At 67.8% G+C, this 20837-nt stretch carries 21 protein-coding genes; 12 read left to right on the forward strand and 9 right to left on the reverse strand.

The annotated features are described in order from the left end of the window. Positions 1-16 precede the first annotated feature (16 nt). The 9 genes from moaB to G6032_RS01105 all read left to right on the forward strand — a co-directional run bounded on the left by moaB (position 17) and on the right by G6032_RS01105 (position 9609). Positions 17-535 (forward strand): molybdenum cofactor biosynthesis protein B, encoded by a 519-nt coding sequence (gene moaB / locus G6032_RS01065; RefSeq protein WP_165280273.1) that lies wholly within the window; start codon positions 17-19, stop codon positions 533-535. Then, positions 532-1611, forward strand: a complete 1080-nt coding sequence (locus G6032_RS01070; RefSeq protein WP_165280274.1) for a hypothetical protein — start codon at positions 532-534, stop codon at positions 1609-1611. The genes moaB and G6032_RS01070 overlap by 4 nt, the downstream gene beginning before the upstream one ends. Next, positions 1608-2357: a selenium cofactor biosynthesis protein YqeC gene (yqeC, locus tag G6032_RS01075; RefSeq protein WP_165280275.1), complete on the forward strand. Its 750-nt coding sequence runs from the start codon at positions 1608-1610 to the stop codon at positions 2355-2357. Before G6032_RS01070 ends, yqeC begins: the two co-directional genes overlap by 4 nt. A 111-nt stretch (positions 2358-2468) precedes the next feature. Beyond that, positions 2469-2747, forward strand: a complete 279-nt coding sequence (locus G6032_RS01080) for a ubiquitin-like small modifier protein 1 (protein ID WP_165280276.1) — start codon at positions 2469-2471, stop codon at positions 2745-2747. Between the two features lie 14 nt (positions 2748-2761). Further along, positions 2762-3556, forward strand: a complete 795-nt coding sequence (locus G6032_RS01085; protein WP_165280277.1) for an AAA family ATPase — start codon at positions 2762-2764, stop codon at positions 3554-3556. Between the two features lie 2 nt (positions 3557-3558). Then, the gene (locus G6032_RS01090; protein ID WP_165280278.1) at positions 3559-4944 is read left to right on the forward strand and encodes a DUF4397 domain-containing protein; all 1386 of its coding nucleotides are present in this window, start codon (positions 3559-3561) and stop codon (positions 4942-4944) included. A gap of 43 nt (positions 4945-4987) precedes the next feature. After that, on the forward strand, positions 4988-6721 hold the full coding sequence (locus G6032_RS15850) for a hypothetical protein (protein ID WP_165280279.1): 1734 nt from the start codon (positions 4988-4990) through the stop codon (positions 6719-6721). Positions 6722-6830: 109 nt separating this feature from the next. Continuing rightward, positions 6831-7343, forward strand: coding sequence for a DUF1043 family protein (locus G6032_RS01100; protein ID WP_165280280.1), 513 nt, complete (start codon positions 6831-6833; stop codon positions 7341-7343). A 58-nt stretch (positions 7344-7401) separates the two neighbouring features. Continuing rightward, entirely contained in the window at positions 7402-9609 is a 2208-nt protein-coding gene (locus G6032_RS01105) for a patatin-like phospholipase family protein (protein ID WP_165280281.1), read from the forward strand. Positions 9610-9639: 30 nt separating this feature from the next. Here the strand turns inward: G6032_RS01105 and G6032_RS01110 are convergent, their stop codons facing one another. Next, a complete protein-coding gene (locus G6032_RS01110) occupies positions 9640-10749 on the reverse strand; it encodes a PQQ-dependent sugar dehydrogenase (RefSeq protein WP_165280282.1) in 1110 nt (369 codons plus the stop codon). Between the two features lie 95 nt (positions 10750-10844). Here G6032_RS01110 and G6032_RS01115 point away from each other — a divergent pair, with 95 nt between their 5' ends. Next, positions 10845-11315 (forward strand): hypothetical protein, encoded by a 471-nt coding sequence (locus G6032_RS01115; RefSeq protein WP_240901842.1) that lies wholly within the window; start codon positions 10845-10847, stop codon positions 11313-11315. Between the two features lie 97 nt (positions 11316-11412). Then, positions 11413-11904: a DUF4920 domain-containing protein gene (locus G6032_RS01120; RefSeq protein WP_165280283.1), complete on the forward strand. Its 492-nt coding sequence runs from the start codon at positions 11413-11415 to the stop codon at positions 11902-11904. On the opposite strand, the gene fetB is transcribed toward G6032_RS01120, so the two are convergent. The 3 genes from fetB to G6032_RS01135 are packed head-to-tail and all read right to left on the reverse strand — an operon-like array spanning position 11901 to position 14670. Continuing rightward, positions 11901-12698 carry an iron export ABC transporter permease subunit FetB gene (gene fetB, locus G6032_RS01125; protein ID WP_165280284.1) on the reverse strand — a complete coding sequence of 266 codons (798 nt, stop codon included), beginning with the start codon at positions 12696-12698 and terminating at the stop codon, positions 11901-11903. The genes G6032_RS01120 and fetB overlap by 4 nt on opposite strands. Then, a complete protein-coding gene (locus G6032_RS01130) occupies positions 12683-13312 on the reverse strand; it encodes an ATP-binding cassette domain-containing protein (protein ID WP_165280285.1) in 630 nt (209 codons plus the stop codon). Before G6032_RS01130 ends, fetB begins: the two co-directional genes overlap by 16 nt. Further along, entirely contained in the window at positions 13309-14670 is a 1362-nt protein-coding gene (locus G6032_RS01135; RefSeq protein ID WP_165280286.1) for a response regulator, read from the reverse strand. The genes G6032_RS01130 and G6032_RS01135 overlap by 4 nt, the downstream gene beginning before the upstream one ends. 62 nt (positions 14671-14732) lie before the next feature. Between G6032_RS01135 and G6032_RS01140 the strand changes: the two genes are divergently transcribed. Then, positions 14733-15086: a metallopeptidase family protein gene (locus G6032_RS01140; protein WP_165280287.1), complete on the forward strand. Its 354-nt coding sequence runs from the start codon at positions 14733-14735 to the stop codon at positions 15084-15086. A gap of 28 nt (positions 15087-15114) precedes the next feature. Here the strand turns inward: G6032_RS01140 and G6032_RS01145 are convergent, their stop codons facing one another. The 5 genes from G6032_RS01145 to G6032_RS01165 are packed head-to-tail and all read right to left on the reverse strand — an operon-like array spanning position 15115 to position 20819. Further along, entirely contained in the window at positions 15115-16806 is a 1692-nt protein-coding gene (locus G6032_RS01145; RefSeq protein ID WP_165280288.1) for a DUF2207 domain-containing protein, read from the reverse strand. 1 nt (position 16807) lies between these two features. Next, positions 16808-17362, reverse strand: coding sequence for a LemA family protein (locus tag G6032_RS01150; protein WP_346763731.1), 555 nt, complete (start codon positions 17360-17362; stop codon positions 16808-16810). A 13-nt stretch (positions 17363-17375) separates the two neighbouring features. Continuing rightward, positions 17376-18548, reverse strand: coding sequence for an ABC transporter permease (locus G6032_RS01155; protein WP_165280289.1), 1173 nt, complete (start codon positions 18546-18548; stop codon positions 17376-17378). Next, positions 18545-19291 carry an ATP-binding cassette domain-containing protein gene (locus tag G6032_RS01160; protein ID WP_165280290.1) on the reverse strand — a complete coding sequence of 249 codons (747 nt, stop codon included), beginning with the start codon at positions 19289-19291 and terminating at the stop codon, positions 18545-18547. Before G6032_RS01160 ends, G6032_RS01155 begins: the two co-directional genes overlap by 4 nt. Positions 19292-19307: 16 nt before the next feature. After that, on the reverse strand, positions 19308-20819 hold the full coding sequence (locus G6032_RS01165; protein ID WP_165280291.1) for an alpha/beta hydrolase: 1512 nt from the start codon (positions 20817-20819) through the stop codon (positions 19308-19310). Positions 20820-20837: the final 18 nt, after the last annotated feature.

Raw genomic sequence — 20837 nt, forward strand, 5'->3', positions numbered from 1 at the left:
CACGAGCAACCCGAACATGAGCAAACCGGAATTCGTCTCGTTGAACATCGCCGTCCTGACCGTCTCCGACAGCCGCGGCGAGGATGAAGACAAGTCGGGCAAGCTGCTGGTCGAGCGACTGACCAAGGCGGGCCACCGCTGCGCGGAGAAGCGCATCGTGCGGGACGACGTCTACGCGATCCGCGCCGTGGTGTCGGCGTGGATCGCCGCTCCCGAAGTGCACGCCGTGATCACCACCGGCGGCACCGGCGTCACGGGGCGCGACGGCACGCCGGAAGCCGTGGCGCCGCTGCTCGACAAGGTGCTCGACGGCTTCGGCGAGATCTTCCGCATGATCTCCTGGCAGCAGATCAAGACTTCCACCATCCAGTCGCGCGCCGTCGCAGGGGTCGCCAACGGCACCTACATCTTCTGCCTGCCCGGCTCTTCCGGCGCCTGCGCCACCGGCTGGGACGAGATCATCGCGGCGCAGCTCGACCGGCGCACGCGGCCGTGCAACCTGGTGGAGCTGATGCCGAGGCTGCTGGAGACGTGAGGCGCGACGACGGGCGGGCGCTGGTGGTCGGCACCCAGAAAGGCCTGTTCATCGCGACACCCTCGGCCGAGGGATGGCAGCTCGATGGACCGCACATCGCCGGCTACGAGATCATCCACACCTGTGCGCCACCCGATGAACCGGGCGTGCTCTACGCGGCGGCGAGCCACAAGGTCTGGGGATCGCACATCTATCGCAGCGAAGACGGGGGCCGTAACTGGACCTCCCTGCCGAGCGCGCCACAGCATCCGCCCGGCGTGCATCGCACTGCGCTGAAAGCCATCTGGTACCTGGCCGCAGCACCGGGCGGCCGGCTCTATGCCGGGATCGATCCGGCAGGGCTGTTCCTGAGCGACGATCGGGCCGCCAGCTGGCAGGCGGTGACGGGGCTCAACGCGCATCCGACACGAGACAGCTGGGAGCCGGCACGCGGCGGGTTCTCGCTGCATTCCATCTACATCGACCCGATGAATCCCGCCCGGCTGTGGGCCGCGATCTCTGCGGGAGGCGTGTATCGCAGCGAAGACGGCGGGAGGCGCTGGACGCCGGCCAATCACGGCGTCCGGGCGGAAAACCTGCCCACACCGTACCCGGAAAGCGGCCACAACGTGCATCGCCTGGTCATGCACCCGGCCCGGCCGGACCGACTCTACCGCCAGTGCTACCACGGCACGTGGCGCAGCGACGACGGGGGGCGCAGCTGGATCGAGATCACGGCCGGCCTGCCGGGCAACTTCGGCTACGCCATCGCGGTCGATCCGCGCGACCCGGACACGGTGTTCCAGGTGCCCGAGTCGGACTCGCACATGCGCGCCGTGGTGGACGGGCGGCTCCGCGTGTATTGCAGCCGTGACGCCGGCGCCACCTGGCGCTCCATGAGCGATGGCCTGCCCGCCGCGCATGCGTGGATCACCGTACTGCGGGAGGCGCTGGATGCGGACGATGCGGGCGGCGTGTTCTTCGGCACGTCCGGCGGCCACGTCTTCGCCAGCCTCGACGGCGCCCGGACGTGGGAACCGGTCGCCGGTTTCCTGCCCCGCGTGCTCTCGGTCAAGGCATTGCGGAGGCCCTCTTGACCGATCTCCTCGACCTGCTCTGCGCACGCGACGGCATCGTCTGCACGACGGGGGCGGGCGGCAAGAAAAGCGTGCTGTTCGCGATCGCCGCAAGACACCCCGGGCGAATCGCGTTCACCACGACGGTGCGCACCCTGCCGCCGCCCGCCAGTCTCGGCGCTCGGATCGTCATCGCGCCCGAGGATCGGCTGGAGCAGGACATCGTCGCGCTCGGGGACGCGCGCTTCGTCGCCTACGCCTGCCCGGGCAGCAAGCCCGGTCGACTGGCGGGCGTGCCGCCGCCCAGGATCGACGCCCTGCATGCCGCCCTTCATTTCGACATCACGCTCGTTAAGGCCGATGGCGCCCGCATGCGCTGGGTCAAAGCGCCTTCGGCCGAAGAGCCTGTGCTGCCGCCGGGCATCACCACGCTGATTCCCGTGCTGTCCGCACGCGCGCTCGGCGAACCGCTCTCGGAGCGGACAGCGCACCGCGTCGAGCGACTCGCTGCAATCACCGGTGCCCGGGCGGGAGAAGCGTTCACGCCACTCCATGCGGCGCGGCTGATGAGCAGCGAAGAGGGCCTGCTCAAGGGCGCCGGTGCCGCGCGCATCGTCCCGGTCATCAACATGGTGGATGACGCGACCAGGATGGGTTTCGCGCGCGAAGCGGCCGAGCGCGCGCTGGAGGAAACCGGGCGCTTCGATTACGTCGTGCTGGCGCGGCTCAAGGGAGCCGAACCGCAACTGACGATCGTGAAGCGATGAATTCATGATGCGCCGGTATCGACGTCGATGCCGATGCCAGTCTGTCCAGCGCGCTTGCGTGCCCCTCCTCGTCTCGGCGAGGATAGGCGCGTCGGAGTCACGGGAGACGGAATGAACCAGGTAACCGTGCAGATCCCGGCGCCGCTGCGGCCATTCGCGGACGGTGCCAGCGAGCTGGACGTGTCCGCGGCCACGGTCGGCGAGGCCCTCGCACACCTGGGCGAGGAGCGCCCGGCGCTGCTGTCGCGCATCCTGACGCCGGAAGGCGAGTTGCGGCCTTACGTCAACGTGTTCGTGGGGGAGCGTAACGTGCGGCGTCTCGACGGCCTGCGCACCCCCCTGGCGCCCGGCGACGTCATGGCCATCATCCCGGCCGTGGCCGGCGGCTGAGCGGCGCGCCCCGCATGCTCCCGGAGAACCTTCCGGGCGTTCCCCGGCGCCTCGTCGTCCTGAACCCCAAGGGCGGTTCGGGCAAGACGACCGTGGCGACCAACCTGGCCGCATGGTGCGCCGTGCACGGTGGCCCGACCGCGCTGATGGACTATGACCCGCAAGGCTGCTCGACCCGGTGGCTGGCCAACCGGCCGGACACGCGGCCGCCGATCCACGGCATCGCCGCGTTCCGGCTCAACCAGCACATGACCCGCAGCTGGCAGCTGCGCACGCCGCCCGGCACGGAATACCTCGTAGTGGATACCGCGGCCGCCGTCCCCGCGCAGAACATCACGGAATACACGCGTGGTGCTCGCGCGGTGATCATCCCCGTCGGGGCGACGGACATCGACATTCACGCCGCCGCGGGCTTCATCCGTGACCTGTTGCTGGTGGCCAAGGAAGACCGCCGCCAGGGTCGCGTCGCCGTGATCGCCAACCGCGTCCGCCAGGGCACGGTCGCCCAGGCACGCCTCATGCGCTTCCTCGACACGCTGGAAATCCCGTGCCTGACGGTGCTGCGCGACAGCCAGGTCTACGCTCATGCGGCCCAGCAGGGGCTCGGCGTGCACGAGTTCAAGCCCTACCAGGTGAGACGCGACCTCGAGCAATGGGCGCCGCTGCTGAGCTGGATCGGACGGCGCTGCGCCGACCCGTCGCCCGCGACGGAATTCCGCCCGGCCGACCACGCCGCGACGGTCACGCGGTTACAATGCGCTCCCGGCTCCGCGTCCCGGACGGGACCGCCAGTTTCTAACCCGGAGTGAAAATGCGCCATCCAGTCGCCCGGCTTGCCGCCGTCGTCCTGCTGACCAGCATCGCCTCCTGTAGTGGCGATGGGGCGGACTTCATCTGGTTCAAGGTGATGCACGCGGTCCCGGACGCCCCTGTGGTGCGCGTCAGCTTCGATGACTACGTGTTTCGTCGCAACACGGCCTACGGCATTTCGACCAATGAGGGTGGTGAGTCACTGCTGAGCGGCGCGGACCCCACGGCGCTGATGACGGCGGAATATCTCGAACCGAATGCCGAAGTCGGCGGAACGCTGCTGACAGTGGACGTGCCTGTCGAAAAAGATTCGCTGTCCGCGGTCATCCTTGCCGGCAGCTTCGACGCGCCCGAGGCGATTACCGTCGTCGGACCGCGCCGGCCGCGTCCGCTGGCCTCGCTCTATTTCCAGTTCGCCCATGCGACGCCTTCGCTCCCCGCGCTCGACGTTTACGTGACCGCACCCGACACCGAGCTGACCTCCACCGCCCCCTTTGCCACGATCGCCCCGCTGGATCATTCCAAGTCCCTCGAGGTGCCCTTCGGTGCGACGCGGATTCGCCTCACGAACGCCGGCACCTTCGATGTCGTCATGGACACCGGGGAGATCGAGTTCGCCCAGCTCCCGACCGCGACCGGGCCGGGCGCCGAATGGCTCTTCGCGATCGCGCCGACCATCCTGCCCGGGCCCTCGCCCGTGTTCCTGATCGCCGGATCCACCGCGATCAACACGAGGTTCAACGACCAGGGAACGCCGGCCACGGCGCGCGCGTGGCACGCATCGCCAGGCGCGCCGCCGGCGGACCTGGTGGCAGTCACCGAGCCCGACCAGGTGCTGTTCAGCGACATCCCTTTCGGCACGCGCACTGCGCGCGTCGCCCTGCCCGAAGCCACCACGGAACTCCAGTTCCGCGAAAGCGGGACCCCCGCCAACGTGCTCGCGAGCGACGAATTCGAGTACGAGGTGCCCACGCAGTACGAAGTTTTCCTGGTCGAACCGCCGGCCAGCGCGCGGACGTTTCGCGTGGAAACCGTGGTCCGGAGTATCGCCGGCCAGAGCCAGGTGCGGCTCGCCCACCTCGCGCCCGACCGGGAATTCCTGCTGGTCTACCTGACGACCGATGAGCAGGAGGCGCCTTCTCCGGCGACCCGGGTGTTTCCGGGCCAGCCCTTCGGCACAGCCACCAACTATATCCCGCGGACGCCGGGCGACTATTTCCTGACGATCACCGAGATCGGCGACGAAGACGGTGCGGAGGAAAACGTCCTTATCGGCCCCGTTCCCGTGACGCTGGCGGATGGCGATGCGGCGACGTTCGCCGTCTTTCCGCCGGAAAACGAGGGCGAAACCGAAGTGCTCGAAATATTCCCGGAGTTCGTCCCCTGAGCCACACGATGGAAGGCTGCGACCGCCCGCGGTGGCGAAGCACGTGAGCGACACACGCCCGCCGGCGGATATCGTTCCACTGGTCATCGGCGTAACGGGTCATCGCGACCTGGTAGAGAGCGAAATACCGGCGTTGAGGGAGCGTGTTCGTGACTTCCTGGCGGCGATGCAACGGCAGCATCTCGATCTGCCCGTCGTCGTCATGAGCGCCCTGGCCGAGGGTGCGGATCGACTGGTCGCCGAGGAAGCGCGTGCGCTCGGCATACCACTGATCGTACCGCTGCCCTTCGGGGCTGACGAATACGAGGAGGACTTCGAGTCGGAAGGATCCCGGCAGGCCTTTCGGGCGCTATGCGCCTCGGCGGAGGTCATCGAACTCCCTTTGCTGCCGGGGGACACTGCAGAAACGATCGCCGCGGGCGCGCGCCGCGACGCGCACTATGCGCGGCTCGGGATATTCATCTGCGCGCACTGCCATGTGCTGCTGGCTCTCTGGGACGGCAAACCGTCCGAACAGCTCGGCGGGACAGCCCAGGTGGTGGAATTCCACCACTGGGACGTCATGCCGGGTTTCTCCATGAACGCCGAAAGTCAGCAACAGGTGCTCGCAGAGGACGAGAGCGACCTTGTCTACCACATCGTCTGTTCGCGAGACCGGCCGACAGGTGAGCCCGCCACCGGACTGGCGCCAATGGAGCAGAGTTGGTTCACGACCGACGAAACGACCCCTCGCTGCCGGGAGATGCCACCGGTCTACGCTCGGATCTTCGAACGCATGGCGGAGTTCAATCGCGATGTATTGCGATACCGTGACCGCATCGCGAGGCAAGGCTGGTCGCTCCTGCCCCCGGATACGCCCCCGGTGGTGGCGCCTGTTCTCGATCCCATCAACAGCCTGTTCATGGCCGCCGACTGGCTGGCGGTTCATTTCCAGGTCAGGGTGGTCCGGGCGCTGCGTACGATCTACACGTTGGCGGCACTCATGGGCCTGGCCTTCATCGCCTATACGGACTTCAGCGGGCTCGACGTGATGGCCTATCTTTTCCTCGCGTTTTTTCTTGGCGGAGTCCTGGTCCACAAGCTCGCCGAGCGCCGCGCATGGCACCGAAAATATCTCGATTACCGGGCCCTGGCCGAGGGGCTGCGTGTCCAGTGCTACTGGGTGTCTGCGGGCGTGACCACCGGACGCAACAGCAAGTTCGCCCACGATAACTTCCTGCAGAAACAGGACGTCGAGCTGGGCTGGATTCGCAACGTCATGCGCCACGCGGGCAGGCTCTCCGACGTCGTGCCCCCCAACCGGGAAGGCCTCGAATTCACTGAAAGGGAATGGGTCGGTGCGCCGCGAGTCGGCCAGGGGCAGCTGGCCTACTACGAACGCAAGGCAAAGGAACGCACGAAGCGCAGCCGCACTACCGGGGCCATCGGCGCCATATGCCTCTGGTCCGGCATCGCGGTCGCCGTGCTGCTCGTGGCCTTCGGTGGCGGCATGTCCCCGGATACCAAGAGTCTGCTCATCGTGCTGATGGGGATATTGCCGTTGATCGCCGCGGTCCGCGAGGCCTATGCCCAGAAGCGTGCCGAGAAGGAATTGATCAAGCAGTACCTGTTCATGGCGAAAATTTTCCGCAACGCACATCGCCGTCTGGACGATGCCACGTCGGATGAAGGCCGCCGCCATATTCTCAAGGCGCTCGGTGATGCAGCCCTCGAGGAGCACTCCCAGTGGCTGTTGATGCATCGCGAGCGACCGCTCGATCACGGCCGGATGAGCTGATGATGCCCACGGCCATGGTGACAGCCGGGCCATTTTAGCCACGGTATACTTTACTGAAGAGGCTGCAGCCTGCGGCCATGCAACACACTCGAACCAGGGAGAACGCCGGATGAGCACCGTGGGATGGCTCCTCGTGGTCGCCGTGGGGATCGCGCTCGGTTTCAGCGCAGGGCGGCTCTGGCCCGGCTCCGCAGCTCGCGTCACGGCACTGGAGAAAGAACGCAACGAGGCGCGCGAAGACCTGCAGAACTACCGCCAGGAGGTCGGCCAGCACTTCGAGCGCACCGCCGAGCTGTTCGATAAAGTGACAGCCGACTACCGCGACCTCTATGAACACCTCGCGCGCAGTGAGCGACAGCTGGGCGCGATCCGTGGCGAGTCCGCCGCCTCTTCTCTCGCCCAGCCCGAACAGCGCCGCCTTGCCGCAAACCCGGCGGCCGACGAAGACGCCGCGCCTGCCGAAGATGCCGCACCGCCGGGCGATGACACGGCCGCGCCTGCCGAAGATGCCGAACGGGCGGGCGACGAGACGGCCGCGCCTGCCGGAGACGCCGAACGGGCGGGCGACGAGACGGCCGCGGACCGGGCGGATGAAGACGACGCCACACGGCGCGGGCAGTAGCATTCGACCTGCCCGCCGACGGACCGCAGTCGCCGCTCTTGCCGGCCTGCTGACAGCCATGTCTCCGGCCTCTGCCGGGGCGTCGGAACCGACGGACGCTGCGGACGCGGAGCGACCCCGGATCGGGCTGGTCCTGGGCGGCGGCGGCGCGCTCGGCGGCGCGCATGTCGGCGTGCTCAAGATGCTCGATGAACTCAGGATCCCCGTCGATTGCGTCACCGGCACGAGCATGGGTGCACTCGTGGGCGCCACATTTGCGTCCGGCGTGCCGCCGCAGGCCATCGAGCGGGAAATGCTGGCCATCGACTGGACAGCGACACTCGGCCCCGGGGACCGGCGCCACCTCGTGCCGATGCAACGCAAGCGGACCGGCGCCACCTACAGCAACACGATCGATTTCATTGTCGATCGCGGCGGTTTGCGCGGAGACGGAGGTTTCCTGTCCACGCAGTATGTGGAACAGCTGTTGCGGCTGCTGATCGGTGATTCCCGCGATACGACCGACTTCGACGAGTTGCCGATTCCTTTTCGCGCCGTAGCCACGGATCTCAGGTCCGGAGAGATGGTGGTGCTCGGCTCGGGTGACCTGAGCCAGGCGATGCGCGCCAGCATGGCCGTGCCCGGCGTGTTCGCGCCGGTCACGGTGGACGACCAGGTGCTCGTGGACGGTGGCCTGATCCGCAACCTGCCGATCGACGTCGCCAGGGATCTCTGCGCGGATGTCGTGATCGCCGTGGCCTTGAAGCTGCCCACGCCCGAACCGCAGACGCTTCGCTCCCCTTTCGCGCTGGTAGGCCGCTCCGTCAATGCGGTGGTCGAAGCGAACGAACGCGCGCAGCTCGCCACGCTCGATGACGAGGACGTGGCCGTCATCGTACCCGTGGGCGACATCGGCAGCTCGGATTTCGACCGGGTGCCGGAAACGATCCCGCTGGGCGCAAGTGCGACCCGCAAGGTCGCCGCAGAACTGGAACGTTACGCCCTCGGAGAGGACGAATATCGCCAGTGGCGCGATCGCATCCATGCGGACCCGGTCGGGCCGATCGAGATCGGGGAGATTGGTTTCGCGCCGCTGCGCCACGCCTCCGCCGATTACCTCGCCACGCGCATGAAGACCCGCCCGGGGGACGTCGTCTCGCTGGCAGAGCTCGAGCGGGACATGAGCGCGTTGTTCGCCAGCGGCGATTTTTTACGTGTGGACTATCGCTTGCAGCCGACGCGAGGCGGCGCGCAACGTCTCGAGGTCAACCCGGTGGAACGCAGCGGCAAGCCGAGTTTCCTGCGCTTCGACCTCGGCCTGGCTGGCTCCTCGGGGGGCGATGTCCTGTTCGCCCTGCGGGCCGATCATCGAAGGGAATGGCTCAACCGCCTCGGCGGGCAATGGCGCAATGCACTCCAGCTGGGACAGGTCAGCGAGCTCGAGACCGCGTTCTACCAGCCGCTCGACGTGCCGCAACGCTTCTACGTCGAGCCCCGGGCGTCGGTGCGGCGCACCATCGAGGACATCTTCGACGACGGCGACAGGCTGGCGAGCTACGACCTGTTCGAGACCGAGCTGCAGCTGGACCTCGGCATGAATATCGGCAACCACACGCGCCTGCACGGCGGGCTGCGCTGGATCGTCGCGGAGCTGGAAGAAGACACCGGCTCGATACCGGAAGTCGAGCTGGGGAGTGCACGGGACACGAGCGTGGTGCTGGGCGCCATCCACGATACGCGCGATACACAGATCCTGCCGACCCGGGGCAACTATGTGCAGCTGGTGTACACGGACTCGGGCAGCCGCCTGGGCGGTGAGCTGTCCTATCGCCAGGCCGAAGCGGTGATCGGACACGCCACGCAGTGGCGCGGCAGCCTGTTGCAGCTTTCCGCGGGCGCCGGCCGGACCTTCAGCGGCGACCCGCCGCTCTACCGGGATTTCAGCATCGGCGGTGCGCGGAGCTTCCCGGCCCTGGCACGCGGCGAATCACGCGGCGCCAATTACTGGTCCGGCAGCGCGGTCTGGGCCCTCAAGGTCGCCGAACTGCAGGCCGTGTTCAGGCAAGTGTTCTTCGCGGGCTTCGGACTCCATGCGCTGCGCGTCACAGAGCGATTCGACGCGGCCCCGGCGGACACGTTGTTCGGCGCCTCGCTCTCTTTCCAGGCGCGCACCCTCGCCGGGCCGCTGCTCCTGACGCTCGGCGCCGCGGACGACGGCGGCGTGCAGCTGCATCTGGCGCTGGGTCGCCCGATCCCCGAGGGCACGTTGCTCGACAAGCTGCACTGAAGGAACGCCGGAAAAACGTGCCACAGGGCACTACGGGGCCGGGGCCGGCGCGACTCGCAGGACACGTCCACGCGACGAGTCGGTGAGAATGTACAGCGCCCCGTCCGGACCGACCTGCACGTCGCGCAAGCGTTCACCGATCTCCTCGAGCAGCGAAAGCTGCTCCACGACCTCCTCGCCATCGAGGACGATGCGGCGGAGCTCGCGGGCCACCAGCGCCGTGACCAGCAGATCGCCGTCCCATGCGGGAAACGCTTCGCCACGGTACTGCGTCATCCCGGACGGCGCGATGGAGGGCGTCCAGTCGATGACCGGGTCCTCCATGCCGGGTCGCGAGGTGTAAGGCGTGATGCGGGCACCGGAGTAATCCACGCCGAAGGTGGCCACGGGCCAGCCGTAGTTGTGTCCGGGCAGGATCAGGTTCACCTCGTCCCCGCCGCGCGGGCCGTGCTCGTGCGCCCACAAGCGGCCGCTTCGCGCGTCGAAGACCAGCCCCTGTACATTCCGGTGCCCGTAGCTGTAGATCTCCGGCAAGGCGTTCTCGCGACCGACGAAGGGGTTGTCTTCCGGTATGCCGCCGTCGCGGCGGATGCGCACGATGGAGCCGGTGTGGCTGTCGAGTCGCTGGGCCTCTTCACGGAAATCGAAACCGTCCCCGAGGCCGATCACGAGCGTGCCGTCGCCCAGAAACGCCATGCGCCCGCCATAATGCAAGGGTGTGTCACGGGTCGGCTGGGCCGTGAACAGCACCTGGACATCCTCCAGCGCGTCGCCACGCAGCCGCCCGCGCACCACCCGCGTCGAATTCGCACGCCCCGTGCCATGCGCGAACGACAGGTAGACCCAGCCGTTTTTCTCGTACTCCGGGTCGAGCAGGACTTCGAAGAGACCGGCCTGGCTGCGCACGTAAGCCTCGGGCACGCCACCGACGGGCGTCGGTTGCAGCACCCCGCCCTCGATGAGCCTGAGCCGCCCGGCGCGCTCCGTGACCAGCATGTCGCCACCCGGCAGAAACGCGATCGACCACGGGTGCTCAAGCCCGGCGGCGACCGTGGTGACGCGGTAATCGGCCGCGCCCGAGTGCGCGCCGGCCAGCAGCAGCAGGGTGGCGAGCCAGGGGATGATCGAGCGTGCAGTCATTGGATATCTTTTTCCGATCGGTGACACTGCAAGCTTAGCAAGCCCGGCGGACCTTTTTTGGCGTGGCCGCAGCGCAGGGTCGCCACGAGGAGCCCATGCAACGGAAGAGAAACATCACGTTGATACTCGCCTGGCTGCTCGCCGCCGGCGTCGCGGCGGTGCTCGGCAGCATCGTGCAGACCCAGTTCAATCTCGCTGCGGTGGCCACGCTCGACGGACCGGTGCCGACCGGGCTGCGCATCGAGACGACCTTGCTCGATATCGCGGGGTTCGCGCCCGGACTCGCACTCATCGTCGCCACGGGCTTCGGCATCGCCTTTCCCGTCGCGGCCGGCCTGGCGCGCCGGTGGGCGCCCGGTGGTGTCGCGCGTGCGGCACTCTTCGGCCTCGCCGGCGGCGCGGCTGTCTGGGCGGCGATTTTCCTGATGAACACGCTGTTGCCGATGACACCCGTCGCCGCGACCCGCCAGGCCGCCGGCCTGTTGCTGATGGTCGCCGCCGGGACCGCGGGCGGGGTCACCTTCGCGGCGCTGGCCCCTGCCCGGCGTCCGACGCCTGTGGCGTGAAGCGGCCTCTGCTTGCTATTCTTCCTGCCCGGACTCCGCCAGCGCGTGCCACCTGCCGGTGTCATGCCTGGCCTTCAATCACTGCCGAGGTGCCGCCGTGAAGACACTCGCCCTGCCGATTTCGCTTTTCGCCCTGTTCGTCGTCTCCACTGCCGGAGCCAGTGAGGCCATCCGGCTTTCCGAGCCCGTACAGACCGGGGACGGTTACGAGGTCTTCGGCGCGCCCATCGACGCGGAAGGCGAACCGGTGCGGCTGGGGCAGATCATCGCGGCGAGCGACAAGTACGCCGACCAGCAGGTCCATGCCACCGCCACGGTCTCGAAAGTCTGCCAGAAGAAGGGCTGCTTCTTCGTCGCACAGGACGGCGACTCCGTCGCGCGCATCACCTTCGTGGACTACAGCTTCTTCGTACCTACGGATTCCGGCGGCAAGGACGTGACGATCGTCGGGACGTTCAAGCGCAAGCAGCTCTCCGAGGCCCAGGCACGCCACTACGCGGAGGATGCTGGCGAGGATCCCGCCGCCATCGAGGGACCGCTGGAGGAATACGCGATCGTCGCCACTTCGGTGATGATCCCGACCAGCTAGGAGAGTCGTTCCAGGCGGAGCCGCTGGCGCTCGTCGAACAGCCGGCGGCTCGCGGCCAGCACCGCCACGACCGTGCCGAATCCGGTGCCGACGGCGATCAACAGGAACACCAGCACCTGGTACTTTACCGCGAGCGCCGGCGGACTCCCCGCCAGGATCTGCCCCGTCATCATGCCCGGCAGGCTGACGATGCCGGCGGCCGCCATGCCGTTGATGATCGGGATCATGCCGCTGCGCATGGCGTCGCGCCGCAGGTCGCCGATCGCCTCGCTCCAGGTCATGCCCAGCATCAGCCGGCCCTCGATCACCGGGCGTTGCCGCCACGCGCTGTCGGTCAGCCGGTCCATGCCCAGCGCCACCCCGGTCATCGTGTTGCCGAGCAACATGCCGAGCAGGGGTATGGCGTACTGGGGCGTGTACCAGGGCGCCGGCCCGATGACGATCACGAGCGCGAAAACCGTCACGGTGAAGGAGGACACGAACATCGCGGACGTGCCGATGGCAAACGCCCATCCGCCCGTCATGCGCCGCTTCTGCCGTGCCATGACCTCGCGCCCCGCGAGCAGCAGCATGATGACTGCCATCAGCGCCACCCACTGGAATGCGGCGACGGAGAACAGCGCCTCCAGCACGAGGCCGATGATGGCGAGCTGCAGGCCCATCCGCGCTGCGGCGACCAGCAGGTCGCGACTGAGGCCGAGCCGGCCGACATGCGTCACAACGGCCAGCGCCACGACCAGCAAGGCGCCGGTCGCCAACTCCCACCACGCCAGTTCGATCAGTCCTGACGACATGGCTCTTCCTCGAGCGCCGCGCCGCGGATCGTGAAGTGCCGATCGGCGACGCGCCCGATCTGCGCCCGATCGTGCGCCGCCCAGATCACCGGAATGCGCTGCGCGCGCACGTGTTCACGTAACCAGGACTCGACCGTGCGCGTCGTGTCGGGATCGAGATTGGCCGTCGGCTCGTCGAGCAACAGGGCGCGCGGCTCGTGTGACAATGCCCGCAGCACGGCCAGGCGCTGCTTCTCTCCGGAAGACAGCCTGCCGACCTCCCAGTCGAGGGTTTCCTCGCCGAAGCCGAACGCCGCCAGGCTGCCGGGCACCGGTTCCATGAAGTGTTCGATCACGCGGTCCGCCCACCAGCTGCTCTCCGCCGGGACCAGCATCACCCAGCCGCGCCAGCAGTGGGCCGCCACGGCGGATCGTCGTTCCTCCCCGAGCGTCACCTCGCCCTCGTGAGGCTCGAGATCGGCGATCGCCCGCAGCAGCCGGGTCTTGCCGGAACCCGACTCGCCCGAGAGGCACACGATCTCCCCGGCCGCCACGTCGAGCGAAACGTCGTTCAGGGCACCTATGGACAGGCCCTGGATCCGGAGGCGGTCGGCGTTGGCGGCCGGGGCATTCACTCGGCGGGAATGAGGCTGAACTCGACGCGTTGATTGAGCCGTGCGACCTCGTTCCACTCCCCTGCCGTGCGGATGCTTGCCGGGAAAGAATAGCGGCGCACCGACTCTCGGGGATCACGGGCCCGGACGCGGACCTCGATGGCCCCGTCGGCCAGCAGTGGCGAACTGGCGAGAAAGTTTGCGAAGCTCACCGACTGGCGCTCGCTCAAGCCGTCGGCCAGGCCGGGCGGGTAACCGTGTTGCGCACACTCCGTGACGGCGACCTCGGGATCCGCCGGACGATAGCCGCCCGCGCCGTCCTGGGCCAGGCAGAACTCGCCGAGGTGCGCGTCGAGCTGGACCGTCCCCCGGAATCCGATTCCGGCCAGCCGATCCAGCAGTTCGCGCAGGCGCTCGAGCCGGACGTCGTCGAACGGGATGTCGTCGAAGCCGTAGGTGTTGTCCTGGTTGACCGCCCATTGCAGGGCATCGACCAGCTCGTGGTACCTGCCCCCGGCTTCGAGGCGTTCCGCGTCTACGCGGTCGCGCAGCTCGGCGCGCAAGGCATCGACCACGCCGGATTGCACGGCCAGTTCCTCCGCAAGCCGGGCGGTCTCGACATGAGCCGCATTCCGGTCCGCGCGCGCCTCGAGAAACAGGAATCCCAGGATGCCGGCCGGCAGGAGGAGAAGCAGCGCGATCAGTGCCGCGCCGAGACGTCCGGGGCCACGCGGCGGCGGCACGTCCAGGCGTCGCAGCTCTTCGTCCGCCTGTTGCCTGGCATGGATTTCCTCCGCCACCCGCTTGGCGAAATCGCGGTTGCTCGCGAGGATGTCGGAGCGCAGTTCGAGATGCTGGTCCTGCAGGGTGCGTGTGACGAGCGCCTGGATCGAGGCGCCGAGCGCCTGGCGCTCCAGCAGCCGGTCGGTGGCGTCCTGGGATGCCGATGGCGCCGCGGCAGGGGCCGCCGGATCCGCAGCACGCCGCCGCCGCCCGGCGCGCCGCTCCCGAACCAGGCCGAGCTTGAGCAGCATCTCGTACAGCACGCCCGGCTGCACCTGCTTGGGCAGCACCCCGAGCGCCCCGAGAGCGCGCGCCTGGCCGACATACACTTCGCCCTCCTTGGCGGTGTACATCATCACCGGGATCATCGCCGTACGCGGATCGGACTTGATGACGGACACCGCTTCGAAACCGTCCATGCCCGGCATGCTGTGGTCCATGAAAATCACGTCGGTTTCCTGGTGCTTCAGGAAATCGATCGCCTCCTCACCCGACTCCGCGAACGACACGGCGATATCGTACTGCTGGAGCAGCTTCTGCAACGCGACGCGGGCGGAACGTGAGTCGTCGACGACAAGGGCGCGTTTCTGCGGCATGGCTACACTTTGTGGCAGTTCGCCGGCTGAGTCCAGACCCCCGCAGCTGTTAATCTGCACACATGGAACGCGCCGAGTTTGAACAAGCGATAGACGAGATTCTCGACAGCCTGCCGGACTGGGCCGTCGCGCGGATCGAGAACCTGCGGGTCGTGGTCGAGGAATGGCCGGACGACGAGCAGGATCCGGATGGCGACGGGCTGCTGGGACTCTACGAGGGTATCTCGCTGCCCGATCGCGGGCTCGACTATGTCGATGTCATGCCTGACACGATCTGGATCTTCCGCCAGCCGCACCTCGAGCTCGGGCTCGAGCCGGAGGCGCTGCGCGAGGAGGTGCGGCGGACGGTACTGCATGAGCTGGCCCACTATTTCGGCCTCGACGACGACTACCTCGACGAGATCGGCTGGGGCTGATCGCGGCGGACACGGCAATCTGCCGCCGTCACCAGCCGCCGCCACCGCCTCCGCCGCCACCGCCGCCCGAGAAGCCGCCGCCACCGCCTCCGGAGGTCGATCCCGGCGCCGTGGCGGCCGAGGAAATGGCGGAGTTCAACGACGTGCCTACCCCGGCCGTGAAGCCGCCGAGGTCGCGCGCGTCGAAAGACCCGTGATACCAGGCCGGCTGATACGTAGTACCTTCCCGGGCCTCGAGACGCTCGAACACGCCGGCGAACTTCTCCGCCCACGCCTGTTCGACATCCAGCGCCAGCGCGAAAGGCAGGTAGCGCTCGAACAGCTCCGGCGTCTTCTCCGGCGGATTGCGCAGGTTCAGTTCGTCCTTCTCGGCGACCTCCAGGTAATTGCGAAAACCCGCGAGCTTGTCCATGAGCGTGCGACCTCGCGCGGTCGGGGCGCGCATGAGGTAGAGAAACACGATGTGCGCCACGAGGACGAGGCCGAACAGGACGAATACCAGCGGCTGGAAGGCGTCCAGGAGGCCGATGGCGACGGCCAGCGCGACAGTGGCGCCGAGAGAAGGCAGCAGCATGGCGGAATTCGTGAGGAAATAAGTCTTTCTGTAGTCGCGTTGCAGGGCGCGGCGGTGAGCGCTGCGGGCGGCACTGATCGTTGCATGATTCTCGTTGTCCAGCTCGACCGCGGCCCCCGACTCGAACAAGGCGCGCAACAAGGCGGCCTCGCCCGCGGCAAGCGGCTGGTCGGATTCGCTGCGCAGCAAACTGTATTTCTTGTCGTGCTTCTCGATCTGCAGGTGACCCTTCACCGCCAGGCTGAGCACTGCGGCCGTGAACGCACGGGCGTCGTAGCCCATGCGCCTGATGTATCGCGCCGAAGCGGGCGAATAGTTGCCGGGCGGCGTGTAGTGCGGGAACACCACCCCCGGGCGGGGATCACGGCCATGACGCCACCACGCCCAGAACAGGTAGCCGAGCACCAGCGGGAGCCCGGCGGCCGCGATCAACAGGCCGCGGTTGTCCTGCAAAGTCCGTTCCATGCGCTCTGCGGGTCCGGGTTCATGCACATAGCCCTTGGGCCAGCCGACGACGATGGTCAATCCCTCGCGCGGCCCCAGGGCCCGGGTCACGTCGAAGCGGACTTCCGGACCGGCGATGTCGGTAGCAAAGCTCTGCCCCATGCCGCCCTGCGCACCCGTGTAAGCCGCCACGGTGACGTCGTCCATCGGGATCGACGCCGGGAGGCGGACCACGGCGCCGGCACGCTCGATGGGCAGGTCCCAGCCGTTCCCCGTGACGTTCCAGTACAGCTCGTCGTGGTTCTCGAAGTAGCCGAGCTGCCGGTCGGTGCGGTAGCGGATGACGTACTCGTGCGGTCCGTGTTCGACGAAACGATCGGCGCTTCCGGCATAGACCCGCACGCCATTGCTGCGGCGCTCGACGCGGTATGGCTCGTCGGCGCCGTTACGGCGCACCTCGAGGACCTCGAAGCCCACGCGGTAGCGGTTGCCGAGGCGATCCTTGTAGTCGGTCGGAAAGTCGCGGAAGATGCCGCGCCGGATGGCCTCGCCCTCCGCCTGCACGCGGATGGTCTCGGTGACCTCCATCGAAGCGTCCGCCCGGACCTCGATCTCGCTCTGGTAGTCGAGAATGCGCTCGGCCGACCAGGCCGGCATGGCCCCGGAGGCGATCAGCAGCGCGAAGGCGAAGCGGCGCAGCATCTCAGCCGAGCGCCACGCGCGGCGCCAGCCGGGCCTGCTCGTCGTCCACGGCAAAAAACTCGGCGGGCCTGAAGCTCAACGGCCGGGCCACCAGGAGGTCCGGCACCGTCTCGATGCGCGTGTTGTAAATCCTCACCGCGCCATTGTAGAAACGGCGCGCATACTGCAGATGATCCTCCACCTCCACGAGGTCACGTTGCAGCTGCAGGAAATTCCCGTCGGCCTTGAGTTCGGGATAAGCCTCGGCAAGGGCGAGGAGGCGCTGCAGGCCGGCCGCCATCTCGTCCTCGAGGCGCGCCTTGTCCGGCAGGTGGGCGGCACGCTCCGCCCGGGCGCGCAACTCGGTCACGGCGGTGAGCGTAGCGCGCTCGTAATCGGCGTAAGCGCGAACCGCATCGACGAGCTGCGGCACGAGGTCGTGACGCCGCGTCAGCTGCACGTCGATGTCGCTCCAGGCGGCACGCACCTGGTTGCGGTCGCGCACCAGCCGGTTGAAGATCAGCACGCCCCAGAAAAACAGGCCGGCGACCAGGATGGTGAGGATCAGCGACAACACGCAGGCTTTCTCCTCAAGCGCTGATGGCCAGTTTCTCGCGGTGATAGAGGCGCGCCGCCACCAGCCATAGCAGCAACCCGAGCCCGAAGCCCGCGCCGACGTACACCATCCATTCCAGCGCCGAGATGCTTTCTGCGCGCAGCACCATGAGAATGGTCTGGTTCTGTGCGAGGAACGGCACGGCGAACATCCACAACTGGTTTTTCACGGGACTGATCAACAGCACGATCGTCGGGATGATGGGCAGCAGCATGAGCACGCTCATGTAGCTCTGCGCCTCCTTCACCGACTTCACGCTGGCCGCGATCAGGGTCAGCAGGGTGGTGCCGATCAACACCATCGGCGCGAGGATCGCCAGCAGCTTGAGCATCGCGAGAAACGAGACGTCCACGCCACGAAACGGACCGCTCCCCGCGAACTGGAAACTGAGCTTGAAACTCAACAGGATCAACAACAGGCTCAGCATGCCGAAGGCACACGCGGCCGCGATCTTGCCGCTCATGATCGCCTCGCGGCTCGAGGGCGTCGCCAGCAGCGGTTCGAGGGACTGGCGCTCGCGCTCGCCCGCCGTGACGTCGATCACGAGATAGGCGCCGCCGAGGAACGCGCTCAAGATCAGCAGGTAAGGCAGAAAGGCCAGCGCCATGCCGCGACGGGCCTCCGGAGTGGACAGGTCGCGCCGCCCCGGCACCAGCGCTTCGCCCAGGGCGGGATCGACGCCGCGCAACAGCAGTCGCATCGTGGCGACCTCGCGACTGTAGGACCGCAATGCGCTTTCGACGCGGGACACGGGAATGCGGGAATCCTGTCGGGAACTGTCGTACAGGACCTCGACCAGCGCCGGACGGCTGGCACGCCAGCGCTCGGCATAGTCCTCGGGAATGCTCAGGATCACCTCGTAGGCCTGGTCGCGGATCGCCTGCTGGGGATCGTCCGGCGGATCGATCACCTCGATGTCACGGGTCGCGAGGTAGGCGATGAGATTCGCCGCCCGCTCCGCGTTGATCACGGGCAGCTCGAGCGTGCTCTCCAGCTGTGTCTTGGCACGCGACTCCGCCATCGCACCCATCCCGAGGATCAGCGCGGGAAACAGCAACGGCCCCATGAACAGGCCCAGCATGACGGTGCGCCGGTCACGGAACAGGTCGAGCAGTTCCTTGCGCATGACGGTGAAAACGGTGCTCATGCGGCGAGGCCCTCCTCGGAGCCGATGAGACGCACGAAGGCATCCTCGAGGTTCTCCTCCCCGCTGAGACGGCGCAGCGTGTCGGCGCTGCCCTGGGCCGTCACCCTCCCCTTCGCGATGATCACGATGTGGTCACACAACAGGCCGACCTCCTGCATGATGTGGCTCGAGAGGATCACGCATCGACCCTGGGATTTCAGGGTCAGCAGGAAGTCGCGCAGCCCTCTCGTCGTCATGACGTCGAGCCCGTTCGTGGGCTCGTCCAGGATGACGTTCTTCGGGTCGTGCACCAGCGCGCGCGCGATCGCGGTCTTGGTGCGCTGGCCTTGCGAGAAGCCTTCGGACTGGCGATCGATGAAATCTTCCATCCCCAGCGCAGACACCAGTCGTTCGGTACGCGCCGCGATGGTGCCCGCGTCGAGACCGTGGAGACGCCCGAAATAGGTGATGTTCTCGCGCGCCGTCAGCCGCTTGTAGACCCCGCGCGCGTCGGGCAGCACGCCGAGGCTGCGACGCACCGCGGCCGCCTCCCGGACCGCGTCGAGCCCGTCCACGTGCACCGTGCCCTTTTCCGGCCGCATGAGCGTGTAAAGCATGCGCAGCGTCGTCGTCTTGCCGGCGCCGTTGGGCCCGAGCAAGCCCGTGATCCGGCCGTCGGGCGCTTCGAAACTCACGCCGTCGACGGCGCGTACGAGCCCCGTCTTGGCCTTGAAGGTCTTGTGCAGGTCGTTCACCTTGATCATGACGGCAATACTCCGTTCAAGGCTCCCAGCCATGCAGGCCGGAAAAGGGCGGCGGGGCCGCGAGTCGTTCGAGGCAACTCGCATCGAGTTCCGAGGCGTCGGCCGCCTCGATGAACTGGGCGGCCAGCTTCGGCATGCATCCGACGCCCATCACGCTGTGGCCCTGGCCCGGCAGCACGAGATGCCGCGCGCGCGCCAGCGACGCCGCCACCTCGTCGCCGTAGCGCGGCGGGGTCACGGGATCGTACTCGCCGGAGATCGCCAGCACCGGGATGTCGCCCGCCAGGGGACTGCGGAAATCTTCCGGCAGGGTGCCCCGCGGCCAGATCGCGCACTGGGTCAACAGCAGCTCGGCAAAGTCGTCGCCCAGCACCGTGCCCGCGGCGTCGTCGGAGGCGCCCCCCGCGACGTCATCGGCATCCTCAGTGCAGATCACCGAATTGTGCATTCCCGAGGCGATCTGCCCGCCGAGCTGGCTCATCATCATGTCCGCCATGGCCATCAGGGCTGCATAGTCCCCGGCCTCCGCCTGGTCGAGCACGAGGGGCAATGCAGCAGCCGTCAGCGGCGAATAGGCGTACATGCGCATCACCGCCGACAGGTGCTCGTAGACGGGTTCCACCTCGCGCCACTCTCCGCTCGTCGGATCGCGATAGCGCACGGGTTCCAGGCCGCCGGCGCGCAGGCGGGCCGCCACCGTCGCCAGTTTCTCGCGCGGATCCCCGAGCGCTTCCACACAGGCGGGCGTTTCCCGGCAGCGCTCGAAGTGCCGCTCCAGCATGGCCTCGAGGTTGACTGCATGCTCGCCGCCGAGCGCCAGCGTCGCGGGCACGACCCCGTCGAGCACCAGCGTGCGGACATGCTCCGGGTGCGCCTTGGCGTATTGCTGCGCCACCCGAGTGCCATAGGAAACGCCCACCAGGTTCACCTGCTCCACCCCGATCGCCTGGCGCACGAAATCGAGATCGAAGACCGCCTCCGCGGTCGTGTAGAAACGCAGGTCGGCCTTTTCCGACAGCTCATCGCGGCAATCCTCGGCGTACTCCTGGATCTGCTCCATCGAAAGGTCCGCAAGGTCCACGGACTCATCGCCGGCATCGAACTCCGGGCAGGCCAGCAGGTTGGAGCCGCCGGTGCCACGCTGGTCGAGCAACAGGATATGCCGACTCCTCGATATGTCGCGAAATGCGAAAGAAACACCCGGGTAGCTCTCCCGCGCGGACTGCCCGGGGCCACCGGCGATGAGGAACACCGGGTCCGGCTCGGGTTCGGCATCCGCCGGAATCCAGGCGAGCGCAAGGTCGATCATGCGGCCCGCCGGCGCGGCCGGATCCTCGGGCACGGCGATCGTGGCGCACTGGGCCTCGGTCGGGCGGGGCAGCCCGGCCGCCGTGAGCACGCAGGACTCGAATTCGACCTCGCCCAGCGTGCGGGCCTCGGCCGGATGACTCGCGGCGAGGCCGGCGAGAAGCAGGCTGCCGGCACAGAGCAAAGGAAGATGGGTTGGAAGATTCCTGGCGTTGAGCAAGCCGACCTCCGGAATACA

Source organism: Wenzhouxiangella sp. XN24 (genome assembly GCF_011064545.1).
GTDB lineage: Bacteria > Pseudomonadota > Gammaproteobacteria > Steroidobacterales > XN24 > XN24.